Source organism: Micromonospora sp. LOL_015 (assembly GCF_048060275.1).
Lineage (GTDB): Bacteria > Actinomycetota > Actinomycetes > Mycobacteriales > Micromonosporaceae > Micromonospora_E.
The window spans coordinates 25,515-38,679 of the sequence record NZ_JBHMIO010000030.1 but is presented as its reverse complement, the minus strand read 5'-3'; the positions used below and the strand labels follow the sequence as shown (position 1 = coordinate 38,679).

The 13,165-nt window shown below is 71.3% G+C and carries 9 protein-coding genes; 6 read left to right on the top strand and 3 right to left on the bottom strand.

What is annotated here, in order from left to right; translation table 11 throughout:
• The first annotated feature begins 5 nt into the window (after positions 1–5).
• The gene (hrpA, locus tag ACFHWU_RS21445) at positions 6–3,980 is read left to right on the top strand and encodes an ATP-dependent RNA helicase HrpA (protein WP_416591409.1); all 3,975 of its coding nucleotides are present in this window, start codon (positions 6–8) and stop codon (positions 3,978–3,980) included.
• Between the two features lie 5 nt (positions 3,981–3,985).
• Here hrpA and ACFHWU_RS21440 read toward each other — a convergent pair whose 3' ends face one another.
• On the bottom strand, positions 3,986–5,152 hold the full coding sequence (locus ACFHWU_RS21440; RefSeq protein ID WP_416591408.1) for a hypothetical protein: 1,167 nt from the start codon (positions 5,150–5,152) through the stop codon (positions 3,986–3,988).
• A gap of 203 nt (positions 5,153–5,355) precedes the next feature.
• Between ACFHWU_RS21440 and ACFHWU_RS21435 the strand changes: the two genes are divergently transcribed.
• Positions 5,356–5,907 carry a hypothetical protein gene (locus tag ACFHWU_RS21435; protein ID WP_416568893.1) on the top strand — a complete coding sequence of 184 codons (552 nt, stop codon included), beginning with the start codon at positions 5,356–5,358 and terminating at the stop codon, positions 5,905–5,907.
• On the opposite strand, the gene ACFHWU_RS21430 is transcribed toward ACFHWU_RS21435, so the two are convergent.
• Positions 5,883–8,240 carry a putative bifunctional diguanylate cyclase/phosphodiesterase gene (locus ACFHWU_RS21430; protein ID WP_416591407.1) on the bottom strand — a complete coding sequence of 786 codons (2,358 nt, stop codon included), beginning with the start codon at positions 8,238–8,240 and terminating at the stop codon, positions 5,883–5,885. The two genes, ACFHWU_RS21435 and ACFHWU_RS21430, sit on opposite strands and share 25 nt — an antisense overlap.
• Positions 8,241–8,462: 222 nt before the next feature.
• Between ACFHWU_RS21430 and ACFHWU_RS21425 the strand changes: the two genes are divergently transcribed.
• The 3 genes from ACFHWU_RS21425 (at position 8,463) to ACFHWU_RS21415 (ending at position 10,517) form a co-directional block, all read left to right on the top strand.
• Entirely contained in the window at positions 8,463–9,635 is a 1,173-nt protein-coding gene (locus ACFHWU_RS21425; protein ID WP_416556722.1) for an acyltransferase family protein, read from the top strand.
• Between the two features lie 45 nt (positions 9,636–9,680).
• Positions 9,681–10,079, top strand: a complete 399-nt coding sequence (locus ACFHWU_RS21420; RefSeq protein WP_416556723.1) for a PaaI family thioesterase — start codon at positions 9,681–9,683, stop codon at positions 10,077–10,079.
• Between the two features lie 105 nt (positions 10,080–10,184).
• Positions 10,185–10,517, top strand: coding sequence for a zinc ribbon domain-containing protein (locus ACFHWU_RS21415; RefSeq protein ID WP_416556724.1), 333 nt, complete (start codon positions 10,185–10,187; stop codon positions 10,515–10,517).
• Between the two features lie 39 nt (positions 10,518–10,556).
• On the opposite strand, the gene ACFHWU_RS21410 is transcribed toward ACFHWU_RS21415, so the two are convergent.
• Positions 10,557–12,176 (bottom strand): deoxyguanosinetriphosphate triphosphohydrolase family protein, encoded by a 1,620-nt coding sequence (locus tag ACFHWU_RS21410; protein ID WP_416556725.1) that lies wholly within the window; start codon positions 12,174–12,176, stop codon positions 10,557–10,559.
• A 216-nt stretch (positions 12,177–12,392) separates the two neighbouring features.
• Between ACFHWU_RS21410 and ACFHWU_RS21405 the strand changes: the two genes are divergently transcribed.
• Positions 12,393–13,079 carry a GOLPH3/VPS74 family protein gene (locus ACFHWU_RS21405; protein WP_416556726.1) on the top strand — a complete coding sequence of 229 codons (687 nt, stop codon included), beginning with the start codon at positions 12,393–12,395 and terminating at the stop codon, positions 13,077–13,079.
• Positions 13,080–13,165 lie beyond the last annotated feature (86 nt).

The following is a 13,165-nucleotide window of genomic DNA, read 5'->3' as shown; positions in this document are numbered from 1 at the left end:
ACGCCATGAACCCGCCCTCCGCCGCGCGCTCCGCCCCTGAACTGCTGAAACTCCTCCCCGAGCTGACGCTTCGTGACGAGCGGCGGCTGCGGCGACGCCTCGACGGAGTGCGCAAGGTCCGGGATCCGCAGGCCCGGCAGTCGGCAATCGACGAGATCGCCAGCGCGGTAGCGTCGGCCCGGCAGGCGGTGCAGCGGCGGCGGGACGCGGTGCCGCAGGTCAGCTACCCCGCCGGGCTGCCGGTCAGCGAACGCGCCAGGGACATCGCAGCGGCGATCCGCGACCACCAGGTGGTGATCGTGGCCGGCGAGACCGGCTCGGGCAAGACCACCCAGATCCCGAAGATCTGCCTGGAGCTGGGTCGTGGGGTGCGCGGGCTGATCGGGCACACCCAGCCGCGTCGGCTGGCCGCCCGTACCGTCGCCGACCGGATCGCCGACGAGCTCGGCACCACGCTGGGCGACGTGGTCGGCTACAAGGTCCGGTTCAACGATCAGGTCGGCGGCCAGACCCTGGTGAAGTTGATGACCGACGGGATCCTGCTGGCCGAGCTGCAGCACGACAAGATGCTGCGCCAGTACGACACGTTGATCATCGACGAGGCCCACGAGCGCAGCCTGAACATCGACTTCATCCTCGGCTACCTCAAGCAACTGCTGCCCCGCCGCCCCGACCTGAAAGTGGTCATCACCTCGGCGACGATCGACCCGCAGCGCTTCGCCGACCATTTCAGCGAGCCGGGCCGGCCACCGGTGCCGGTGGTCGAGGTGTCCGGGCGTACCTATCCGGTGGAGGTCCGCTACCGGCCGCTGCTGCGCGAGACCGTCGACCCGGACGACCCCGACGCCACCCCGGGCACCGTGACGCTCGACCAGGTCGACGGGATCGGCGCGGCGGTCGAGGAGCTGGCCGGCGAAGGCCCCGGTGACATCCTGGTCTTCCTCAGCGGCGAGCGGGAGATCCGCGACGCCGCCGACGCGCTGGGCAAGCTGGTCGCCAACCGGCCCCGGCTGCGCGATACGGAGATCCTGCCGCTGTACGCCCGGTTGTCCGCCGCCGAACAACACCGGATCTTCCAGCCGCATCCGGGCCGGCGGGTGGTGCTGGCGACGAATGTCGCCGAGACGTCGCTGACCGTGCCGGGCATCAAATACGTGATCGACCCGGGTACGGCGCGGATCTCCCGCTACAGCAACCGGCTCAAGGTGCAGCGGCTGCCGATCGAACCGGTGTCGCAGGCGTCGGCCAACCAGCGAAAGGGCCGCTGCGGGCGCACCTCCGACGGCATCTGCATCCGGCTGTACGACGAGGCCGACTTCGAGTCGAGACCGGAGTTCACCGATCCGGAAATCCTGCGGACCAACCTGGCCTCGGTGATCCTGCAGATGACGTCGATCGGGCTGGGCGACATCGCCGCGTTCCCGTTCGTCGAGCCGCCGGATCGTCGACAGATCACCGATGGCGTCGCGCTGCTGCACGAGCTGGGCGCGATCGAGCCACCGTCGCCGGGCCTGCCGCCCCGGTTGACCCAGGTGGGCCGACGGCTGGCGCAGCTGCCGGTGGATCCCCGGCTGGGCCGGATGGTACTCGCGGCCGAGGGCAACGGCTGCGTCGACGAGGTCGCGGTGATCGCCGCCGCGCTGTCCATCCAGGACCCCCGGGAGCGGCCGGCGGAGCAGAAACCCCAGGCCGACCAGGCACACGCCCGGTTCGCCGATCCCGAGTCCGACTTCGTCGCGCTGCTCAACCTGTGGCGCTACCTGCGGGAGCAGCAGCGGGAGCGGTCCGGCAGCGCGTTCCGGCGGATGTGCCGCGCCGAGTTCCTCAACTACCTGCGGGTCCGCGAGTGGCAGGACATCCACAGCCAGATCCGGCAGGTGCTGCGCGGGATGAACGTACCGGTCGACCGGGGCGGTGAGCCGGCCGCGCCGACCGCCGTACACCAGTCGCTGCTGGCCGGCCTGCTGTCGCACGTCGGGGTGAAGGATCCGGCCAAGCCGGAGTACCTGGGTGCCCGGGGAGCCAAGTTCGCGGTCTTCCCCGGCTCGGCGCTGGCCCGCCGACCGCCCCGTTGGGTGATGGCCGCCGAGCTGGTCGAGACGTCCCGGCTGTGGGCCCGTACGGTCGCCAGGATCGAACCCGGGTGGGTCGAGGCGCTCGCCGGTCACCTGGTGAAACGCTCGTACAGCGAGCCGCACTGGGAGAAGAAGCAGGCGGCGGTGATGGCCTATGAGAAGGTCACTCTGTACGGCGTACCGCTGGTCGCCGGACGTAAGGTGACCTTCGGCCGGGTCGATCCGGCGCTGAGCCGGGAGCTGTTCATCCGGCACGCCCTCGTCGAGGGCGACTGGCACACCCCGCACCGGTTCTTCCACGACAACCGGGCGTTGCTCGACGAGGTCGGCGAGCTGGAGGAACGGGTCCGCCGCCGGGACATCGTGGTCGACGACGAGACCCTGTTCGAGTTCTACGACCAACGGCTTCCGGCCGAGGTGGTCTCCGGCCGGCACTTCGACAGTTGGTGGAAGAAGGCCCGCCGGGACCGGCCCGACCTGCTCACCTTCGACCGGGACATGCTGGTCAACCAGGGCAAGGGCCGCATCGACCCGGCGGACTTCCCGGACGAGTGGCACTCCGACGGGGTGGCGCTGCCGCTGACGTACCGCTTCGAGCCCGGTACCGGGACCGACGGGGTGACCGTCGACGTGCCGTTGGCGATGCTCAACCAGGTGCCGGACGACAGTTTCGACTGGCACGTGCCCGGGTTGCGGGAGGAGCTGGTGGTGGCCCTGATCCGGTCGCTACCGAAGCAGCTGCGCCGCAACTTCGTGCCGGTGCCCGACTTCGCCCGCGCGGTGCTGGCCGCCATCAAGCCCGGCGCCGAGCCGCTGCTGGACGCGCTCGGCCGGGAACTGCGGCGGCTGACCGGCGTCGTGGTGCCGCACGACGCCTGGGACCTGACAAAGGTGCCGCCGCACCTGCGGGTCACCTTCCGGGTGGTCGACGAGAACGACAAGCCGCTGGCCGAGGGGAAGGACCTGGCCACGCTGCGCCGCGAGCTGACCACCGAGGTACGCAAGGTGGTGGCGGCCGCCGCGCCGGACGTGGAGCGGCGCGGGCTGCGCGAGTGGACCATCGGCACGCTGCCGCGCAGTGTCGAGCAGGACCGGGTCGGCTACCGGATCACCGCGTACCCGGGTCTGGTCGACGAGGGTGCCAGCGTCGCGGTCCGGGTGTTCGACAGCGCCGCCGTGCGGGACCGGTCGATGTGGGCCGGCACCCGGCGGCTGCTGCTGCTCACCCTGCCGTCGCCGGCGAAGTTCGTCTCCGGTCGGTTGTCCAACCAGGACAAGCTGGCATTGAGCCGCAACCCGTACCGCAACGTCGTCGAGCTGCTGGACGACTGCGCCGGGGCGGCGGCGGACCTGCTGATGACGCAGGCGGGCGGGCCGGCCTGGGACGCCGAAGGCTTCGTCGCGCTACGCGAGCAGGTCCGCGCCGGGCTGGTCGACGTCACGGTCGAGATCGTTTCCCGGGTACGCCAGGTGCTGGCGGCGGCGTACGCGGTGCAGCAACGGCTCGGCCGTACCACCGATCTCGCGCTGGTGGCCGCGCTCACCGACGTCCGCGAGCAGCTCGCCGCCCTGGTCTATCCGGGGTTCGTGACCGCCACCGGGTACGCCCGGCTGGCGGACCTGCCGCGCTATCTGACCGCGATCGAACGCCGGTTGGAGAAGCTGCCGCAGAATCCGCGCCGGGACCGCGACCAGCAGGCCAGGATCGACACGGTACGCCGGGAGTACCAGCAGATGCTCGACGGGTTGCCGCCGGCCCGGCACAACACCGAAGCCGCCCGGCGGATCCGCTGGATGATCGAGGAGCTGCGGGTCAACGTGTTCGCTCAGGCGTTGGGTACCCCGTACCCGGTGTCGGAACCGCGGATCTACCGGGTGATGGACGAGGCCGAGCAGGCCGAGTGAGTCAATCAGTTCCGTTGCAGGGTGAGCACAGACAGCCCGGCGACGGCGTCGATGTCGTACCGGTCGGTCGCGCCCGCCCAACCCTGGCCGGTGAAGACCGCACCGGGGGCGATGCCGTCGTGGCTGCGGGTGTCGATGGTGGCACTGGCCGCCCCGGACCCGAACCGGACCTGGGCCGGCGGCCCGTCCGGGGCGTTGATCACGAACTGGTTGGCACCGCCGGTCATCCGCACCGGCAGGGTGCCGTCCGGCGCGGGCAGGGACAGCTCGATGCGGGCCGCCCCGCCGACGATGTCCACTCCGCTCAGTTCAGCATCGGTCAGGTCGATCGAGTGTTCCGCGACGCCGCCGGTGAGCCGCAACTGCCAGCGCACCGACGAGTGCAGCTCGATGTCGACGACACCGGGCCCGGGCTGGTCGTTCGGCACCAGGTGCAGCTTGATCCGGTCGCCGTCGGCGATCACCCGTGGTTGCACGTCGGCGTCGATCGGGGTTCGGATCCGGTACAGGTCGTCGCCGAGGTCGGCGGCCCGGATGCTGACCGTCGTGGTACCGCTGACCAGGTTGAATTCGGCCTGCTGTAGTTCGCCGAGCGGGCCGGTCACCAGGCGTTCGGTGGCGGGCTCCGGGGCGACGGTGGCCGGGTCGACCGCATCGGAGCCGGCGGCCGGCGACGGGGAATCGGCGGCCGGCGACGGGGAATCGGCGGTTGGCGACGGGGAATCGGCGGCCGGCAACGGGGAATCGGCGGCGACGGTGTCCGAGGCGGTCCGCAGCGTGTCAACGACGCCGGCCCCGACCAACGCGGCGACGAGGAACAGCGCCACCAGCCCGGTGACGACCATCGCTAGTCGGCGCGGACCGCGACCGGTCGGCACGGACATGTCTGGTTCCGAGTCGAAGAACGGTACCGCCGGAGTGACCGGTTCCGGTCGGTCCAGTTCCCGGGCCAGCCACGGTGGCGGCGGCACCAGGCGCGGCGGCACGGTCACCGGCTCGTCGAGGTCGAGGCGCTGCGGGTTGTTGGCCGGTTCAGGTGGATACCCGGCCGTGGGACCATGCCAGGCAGGATCGGGTCGCCGCATCGGATTGGGTTCCCGTGCCGGCGCTGGACCCTGCACCTCGCCGAGTTCGATCGCGGCTGGTTCGCCCCCCTGTGCCGGTCGCTGCATGACTGCCCCTCCTCGGCGTTCGCGGGCGCGGCGCACCGTTGTGCCCGTACAGCAGTACGCAGCCGGACGTTGCGCGGATCGATGCCGGTGCCGGAAAGTTCCGGCCGCCGGCCGCAACCTGACCTTGGGCTCAGCGGTCACTCATACTCGGTGGCAGGGCTCGCGTCCACCCCCGCCTACCGGCGCGGGCCCGGAGGACAGTGATGCGCATTCAGGTCGAAACGAGCATCCCACCCGAATTGTCCGAACCAACCTGGCAGTTGTACACCACGGCGTTCGACGAACTCCGGGTCACCGCGGTCCAACGGCACGTGATGTACCGGGTCGAGTTCGACCAGGTGCTGAGCGACACCCGGGTGCTGAAGTATCTGGGGCGCGACGACCGGTCCCCCGATCTGCTGACCGCGCTCGCCACCTTCACCAACGAGCTGGAGTCCATGCCGCTGATCTCCCCGGACTACTTCGCCCACCGCTGGCCGGACCTGTACGCGCAACGCCGGATCTGGTACATCGGCTTCTTCGCCGTCCATCCGCGGTACCGAGGCAGCGGCATCTTCGAATCGGTGATCGCCGACATGTGGCAACGCGTGCAGGACAGCGACGGGGTCGCGGCGTTGGACATCTGCCGCCGCAACGACCAGATCGGGCTCGGCCGGGCCATCCATCAGACCTTGGGGACGTTGACCGAGGGAGCGCGAGCGACCCGGCTGGACGAGCAGACGTTCTGGCTCTACGAGTTGCCGCCGCGCCCCTGAACCTGTCCGGCAGCCGGCACCACTGGCCCGTCCACCGGGTCGGCGGGTCGGTCTGCCCACCGTCGGGCGAACTCAGCCGGGCCGACCGGCTCTCCCCAGAGCCTGCCCTGCCCGAACAGCACGCCGAGGACGGCCAGCACGCCCTGCTGCAGCGGGGTCTCCACCCCCTCGGCGACCACGGTCAGGTGCAGGGCGCTGCTCATCGCCACCACCGCCCTGACAATCTCCTCATCCTTGGCGCTCTGGCCGAGGCCGGCGACGAACGCCCGGTCCACCTTGACCCCGGTGACCGGATGCTTGCGTAGATAGCCCAATGCGGAGAACCCTGTGCCGAAGTCGTCGACGACGACCCGAATTCCCCGCTGCCGCAGGTCAGCCAGCACCTGGCCGGTCGCGCTGGTCGGGTCGATCATCACCGACTCGGTGATCTCCAGGACGACGGCGGAGGCCGGCACCTGGTGACGGTCGAGCGCATCGTCCAACGCCCGGATCAGACCCGGGTCACGCAACTGGCGGGGCGACACGTTGACCGACATCCAGAAATCTGCCGTCACCGTGCCGTCCGCCCGCCACTGTGCCAGTTGCCGCAACGACCGGTCGAGCACCCAGCGTCCGATCGGGCCAATCAGCCCGGTGTCCTCGGCGATCGGGATGAACACCGCCGGTGAGATGCTGCCCCGGCCCGGGTGTTCCCAGCGCAGCAGTGCCTCGGCGCCGATCAGGCTGCCGCTTTCCAGGTCGACGATCGGTTGAAAGGCGATGCGCAGATCGTCCTCGCTGAGGGCGATCCGCAGGGCCTGTTCGATCTCCACCCGCTCGCGGACCCGCTCGTGCATCGACGCGTCGAACATCACCCAGCGGCCGCGACCGTCGGCCTTCGCCTGGTACATGGCCGTGTCGGCGTCGCGCAGCAACGCGTCGGCGGTCACCGGCGGATCGTTGCCCGCGCCATCGTCGTCTAGGTGGGTCCCGGCGATCCCGACCGAGACGGTGATCACCGCCTCGACCTGCCTGATCCGCAGCGGTTCGTGCACACAGTCGATGATCCGGTCGGCCAGCGCCACGGCCTGCGCGCGGCTGCCCAACTGGACCACGACGAACTCGTCCCCACCGACCCGGGCGACCGTCGCCGCGGCCGGCAGCGCCGCCCGCAGGCGGGCCGCCATCTGCGCGATCAGCTGGTCGCCAGCGTGGTGCCCCCACGAGTCGTTGACCAGCTTGAAGCCATCGAGGTCGAGGAAGAACACCCAGACCCCGGCATCCGCTGGCCGACCGATGGTGAGCAGCCGGCGCACCTCGGCGGCGAGCATCAACCGGTTCGGCAGGCCGGTCAGCGGGTCGTGGGTGGCGCGGTGTTCGTAGCGCCGTTGCGCGGCGGCGTACCCCTGGACGGCGGAGACCGCCCGCATCATCAGCAGCACTACCATGGCGGCGCCGCCCACGCCGAGTGCCAGCCGGTCGGCTGTCGACCGGCCAGAGACGAAGACGGTGAGCACGAACGGCGCGGCCAGCGCCGGGCCGATCAGCAGCAGCCGCTGCCAGGACCAGGCCTGCACCGGCAGTCGGGCCGCCTGGCCGAGGTCGACCACGGAGGGGTGCAGGGCGGCGGCGCCGATCAGCAGGAAGCCGAGCATGAAGGGCAGATCCAGCAGCCGGGATCCGGTGAGCTGACCGGAGACTCCGATGATGGCGTACAGCACGTCGCCGACCACCAGCAGACTCATGGAGGCGACCAGTAGCAGGTAGCTCGGCCGCCGTACGGCGGTGGTGAAGGCCAGGCTGACCAGCAGCAGGATCAGGATCACGTCGAAGATCGGATACAGCGCGGCGAGCGCCGAGACCAGGGCCGGCCGGTCGGTGATGCTGCCCGCCGGCACCGCCAGCAGCAGTACGGAGCACAGCGCCGCGCCGATGAAGACGATCAGACCGTCGATCACCGCGTGTGACGGCAGCCGGCCCCGGGTGCGCAGCAGCCCGGCCAGGCCGAGCAGCATGAACAGGTAGCCCGGCACGGTGGCGGCGTCGGCGGTCAATGCGTACGGCCCGTCCTGCTCGACCGCCCACGGCCGGGCCAGCGCCCCGGTGAGGAAGCACACGCAGGCGACGGCGAGCAGCCGCCAGGCCCAGCGGGGCTGGGCCCGGTGCCAACGAGGGCCCAGGGTCACGGCGAGCGCGCCACCGACCCCGGCGACGGTGAAGGCCGGTCCGGCGATCATCGGCGTGTCGAACGCCGCGTAGAGCGCGGCGGCGACAACGCCGAAGGCCAGGAACACCAGTGCCGGCAACGACGACGACATGGCCCGTCCCGTCCCCGGCGCTGCGGGTCGCGTCACGATGGCCCCTGCGCACATGTCATTCACCGGCTGATTCGTCGAACAGGCCGACACCATACCAAGGTGACGGGGCGGTCAGCCTGGTCAGGCCGGGCCACCACGGCGGGGCCGATCGGTCGCGGCTGATGGCCGCTGCCACACCGCCAACCAATCGTCCGCTTGGCATATGCACGGGTGGATATCGCCGGTTTGACGTGCGAAGTCGGTGGATATGTTGGCCCGGTGCCTGCCACCCCTCCCTCGCCGGGCCGGCTGCCGTCGCTGACCGGGCTGCGGTTCGCCGCAGCGCTGCTGGTCTTCGGCGTGCACGCCTACTCGTTCATCCCGTTGGCTGACCCGCCGGCCGACCAGGTCGCCGGCATCCTGTTCAACGGCGGTGACCTGGGCGTCTCGTTCTTCTTTGTGCTGTCCGGCTTCGTACTCACCTGGTCGGTCCGCCCCGGCTACCGGCCGGGCCGGTTCTGGTGGGGACGCCTGGCGCGGGTCTACCCGGCGCATCTGGTCGCCCTGGTGCCGGCCGTCGTCGGCCTGATGCTGACGGCACGACTGCCGGACATCTGGCCGCGGCTGCTGGCCTTCTCGGCACCGCTGGTCCAGGCCTGGCATCCGTCGGACGTGTACTACCTGGGGATCAACCCGGTCACTTGGTCGCTCTCCTGCGAAATGGCGTTCTACCTGGCGTTCCCCCTGCTGTACGCGGGACTGCGCCGGCTCGGCACGACGGCGTTGCGGGCCACCGCCGTCGCCCTGCCGGCCGCCGTCTGGCTGATGCCGGTGGTGGCCGACCTGCTGATCGCGGCGGAACACCGCCGCTGGTTCGTCTACATCTTCCCGCCGGTACGGATGTTGGAGTTCCTGCTCGGCATCGTGCTGGCGCTGCTGGTGCGGCGGAGCGCCTGGCGAGGTCCGGGACTGCCGGTGGCCACTGCCCTGTGGGTGGCGAACTATCTCGCCGTCGAGTGGCTGCCGGCGCAGGCCCGCGACACCGCGGCGACGATCGTGACGATCGGTCTGCTGGTCCCGGCGGCGGCACTGGCCGACCTGCACGGCCGGCGGTCCTGGTGGCGGCACCGGGTCGCGGTCCATCTGGGCGAGGTGTCGTACGCGTTCTTCCTGCTCCATCTCGTGGTGATCGTGACCGTGATGCACCTCGTCGGCCGGGACCGGGAGTGGACCGCCTGGCAGGCGGTCGGGTTGACGCTGGCGTTCCTGGTCGGGTCCTACCTGTTGGCGGTGCCGCTGCACCGGTGGGTTGAGCTGCCGGCGATGCGTCGACTCAGGCCGACTCCGCCGGCAACTCCGCCCGGGCTCCGGGCCGGACCGCCGCCCGGACCGCAGGAGCGGGACCGGCGGCAGACCGGATCGGATCCCCGGCGGGACGCTCTCACCGGTTGACTACGCTCGCCGACGGGGCGGCACCGCACGCCGATGGGAGGCACCATGGACAGGCCAGTGGGTGGGTTCGACGCACAGCTCGGCGTTCGGGCCGAAGAGATCTCCGCAGAGCGGGTGGAGCTGCGGCTGCCGGTGACCCCGGCGCTGCACCAGCTGTTCGGGATCGTGCACGGCGGGGTGTACTGCGCGCTGGTGGAGAGCGCGGCGAGCATCGGCGCGGCGACCTGGCTCGGTGACGAGGGCCGAGTGGTGGGGGTGGCCAACCAGACCGACTTCCTGAAGGCGGTCTCCGGCGGGGAACTGATCGCCGTCGGCACGCCGGTCCACCGCGGCTACAGCCAGCAACTGTGGCAGGTCCAGATCACCGACGGTGACGATCAGCTGATCGCCCGGGGTCAGGTGCGGCTGCAGAACCTCCGGCCGGGAGGCGGCCGCCGCTCCTGACATCGCCCGCTGCCCGCCCAGCCACGACAGCCCGCCCATTGGTCCGGTGATCCGGCGAACCGGACACCTCTCCGGCCCGTACACACTGGCAGGAGGCGATGAGACATGGGCATCATGGTAAACCCTGCACGCCGTGACACGACCGGTTCCGACCTCTACATCCTGCGCGGTCTGCTGTGGTGCGGCGACCGCCTGTTGATTCCGGCCAGCACCGACGACGGCACCCGCCACTACGCCTGCCCCGACACGGAATGTGACCGTTCCCTGATCAACGCCGAGGAGATCGAACAGCAGGTGTGGCAGCGGTACGTACAGTTGAACGCCGACGCCGCCGACGTGGTCAGCCGCGACCAGCGGCGGGCGGCGCTGGTCGGCGTCCTGGCCCGGATCACCGTCGGCACCAGCCTGGTGGGGCTGGACTACGGCTGGCGGGACTGACCGCAGCCTGGACCGCCACTCGCTACCGGGACGGGCCGGTCACAGCACGAACGCATCGGTCCACAGCTGCCCGGACCGGCCGGTCAACGCGCCCAGCAACGCGACCGCCTGGCCGTCGGTGAGTGAGGCGACGTAGTCGATGATCGCCCGGCCCTGAGCGGCGGCGGCCAGGCCGTCCACCCGACTGCGGCCCGGGGCACCGGTCAGGCCGTCGCGCGGGGCACCACCCGCCCCGGACGGGGTGTCGCTGCCGACGGTCGCAGCCAGCTCGGCCTCGGCCAGCTCGACCAGGTCGTGCAGCCGGCGGGGCAGCCGCCCCTGCTCGTCCGGGTCGGTCACCCAGGCGTGCAGCGCGTCGACCAGGGTGGCCAGCAGATCGGCCTGACCACGCTGGTGCAGCGCCAGGTCCGGCCGGGCGAGGACGAACCGGTGGTGCACGAACTTGAGCACCTGCACCTCGTGCCACTGGGCGGTGGCCAGCAGCACGTGGCCGGAGCGTACCGGCGGGTCGGCGGTGACGCCGATCGCGCCGACCAGTCGCCGGGTCCACCGCGCGGAGAACGTGCTGATGCTCTCCTCCGCTTCGATCGACCCGTCGAACGGCACCATCAGCAGGCCGTCCACCAGCTCCTGACGGACGTGTTCGACGGCGGCGGCGAACGCCTCGTCGGAGGCGATCCAGCTGTCCTTGCGGTGCAGCTGGCGGCGGAGCCGCTCGATGGACCGGCCGGGGCGGTGCGCGCTGGCGGCGATCTCCGCGTCGGTGAGCTCCCGCAGCTCGGCGGCGGAGCGCTGCCAGGTGACGAGTTCACCGGCGACCGGGCCCTGCTGCAGTACGCCGACCCGGTGGAAGTCCTCCACGTCGTGGATGGCGTACGCGATGTCGTCGGCGGTATCCATTATCGACGCTTCGACGGTCTGTTGCCACGGCTCGATCACCCCGGCGAACGGCGCGCGGGCCTGCCGCAGGTCGGCCGCCTCGGTGGTGTAGGCGCCGAACTTGACCGACCCCACCGCCGGATCGTCGGGCGCGACCGCGGCACCACGGGGCGCCGGACGCAGCAGGCTCGGATGCGGCTGCGGATAGGTGCGCCGGGTCCACGGGTACTTGAGCATCGCGGCCCGCACCGCTGCGGTCAGGTCCAGACCGACGGCCGCCTCGCCCCGGATCTCGGTGCTGGTCACGATCCGGTAGGACTGGGCGTTTCCCTCGAACCCGTCCGGCAGACCGAGCCGGTGCCGGGCCACCCGGTCCAGCACCCGTTCACCGAGGTGCCCGAACGGTGGGTGGCCCAGGTCGTGGGCAAGCGCCGCCGCCTCGACCACGTCCGGATCGCAGCCGCCGAGTTCGTCGAGCAGGGTCCGGTGCCGTTCGTCGGCCGTCAGCCGCTCGGCGACGGCCCGGCCCACCTGGGCCACCTTGAGGCTGTGGGTGAGCCGGTTGTGCACCAGCAGGCCGGAGCCGCCCGGGCTGATCACCTGGGTCACGCCGCCGAGCCGGGCGAAGAACGGTGAGGAGACGATCCGGTCCCGGTCGGCCCGGAACGGACTCGCCGCCAGATCGCTGGCGGCGGCGGCCCGTCGGCCGGACAGGCGGCGGGCACGGAGGTCCCCGGCCGGCGGGGTGGCCGACCGGACTGCTGCTGGTGCCAGGTCCACCAGCAGACGCTAACCCGGCGCCGGTGCGATACCTGGTCCGGGGTGGCATTTCGGCGCTGTCGAAGGAACATTTACCGGTTTCCAACAAAGGAATGGCTTGAGCTGATTGGTCCGGCGTCGTAAGGTTCCGCTTCAGCAAGGTCATCCGTCCTTGCCGGGCCGTTCCCGCGGCCCTGCTCGGCTCGCGCACCAGAAACCGCCGCAGGGGACGACTCGATGCGCCGTGCTCGAACTCCGACGGAGTTGACGCTGACCGAGGAGTTCTTCCTGGTTGCGCTCGACGACAGCACCGGCCGGCCGATGGCCGGCCGGGATCTGCTCGGTGCCGGGCTCGCCGGCGCCGCGATCGCCACGCTGATCCTCGCCGGTCGTGCCGAGGTCCGCGACGACCTGCTGGTGCCGGTTGACGGGCAGCCGCTCGGTGACCCGGTCGCCGACCCGCTGCTGGCCGAACTGCGGCTGGAACAACGCCAACCGGTGCCGGACTGGATCGCCCTGATGCGACCAGGGCTGCCCGGGGTGGTCGCTGAGGATCTGGAGACCCTCGGCGTGCTGCGCACCGAACAGGTCCGCCATCCGGTGACCCGCCGGATGACGACCCGGTTCCCGGCGATGGATCCGGTCCGCGCGGTCGGCCCCCGGGTCCGGCTCGGCCACGCCCTCGGCCGGGTCGTCGCGGTCGACGCCCGGACCGCCGCGCTCGCCCAGATCGTCCGCGCCACCGGCACCGAAGGCTGGTTCGTGACCATGTACGGGGCGACGGTACGGCGGCAGCTGGCGGCCACCGCGAGCCGGCTCGACCCGCAGCTGGCGGTGGTGGTCGACGCGATCAACCACCCGGCGCCACGGTCCCGGCTGCCGGTGCGGCTGTGGCCGCAGCGGGACACGTCGATCGCCTGGTGACCTGCGCCGTCGACCGGGTCGCGTGGTGGCGCGACACCGACCGCCGGTAGCCGGCAGAATGCTCCCCGGACCACCCACCGTGGTCC

Bases quoted from the DNA above. Each gene is read 5' to 3' on its own strand.
- ACFHWU_RS21405 (WP_416556726.1), top strand. From the start codon at position 12,393: ATGCGCCGTGCTCGAACTCCGACGGAGTTGACGCTGACCGAGGAGTTC.
- ACFHWU_RS21440 (WP_416591408.1), bottom strand. From the start codon at position 5,152: ATGCAGCGACCGGCACAGGGGGGCGAACCAGCCGCGATCGAACTCGGC.
- ACFHWU_RS21435 (WP_416568893.1), top strand. From the start codon at position 5,356: ATGCGCATTCAGGTCGAAACGAGCATCCCACCCGAATTGTCCGAACCA.
- hrpA (WP_416591409.1), top strand. From the start codon at position 6: ATGAACCCGCCCTCCGCCGCGCGCTCCGCCCCTGAACTGCTGAAACTC.
- ACFHWU_RS21420 (WP_416556723.1), top strand. From the start codon at position 9,681: ATGGACAGGCCAGTGGGTGGGTTCGACGCACAGCTCGGCGTTCGGGCC.
- ACFHWU_RS21415 (WP_416556724.1), top strand. From the start codon at position 10,185: ATGGGCATCATGGTAAACCCTGCACGCCGTGACACGACCGGTTCCGAC.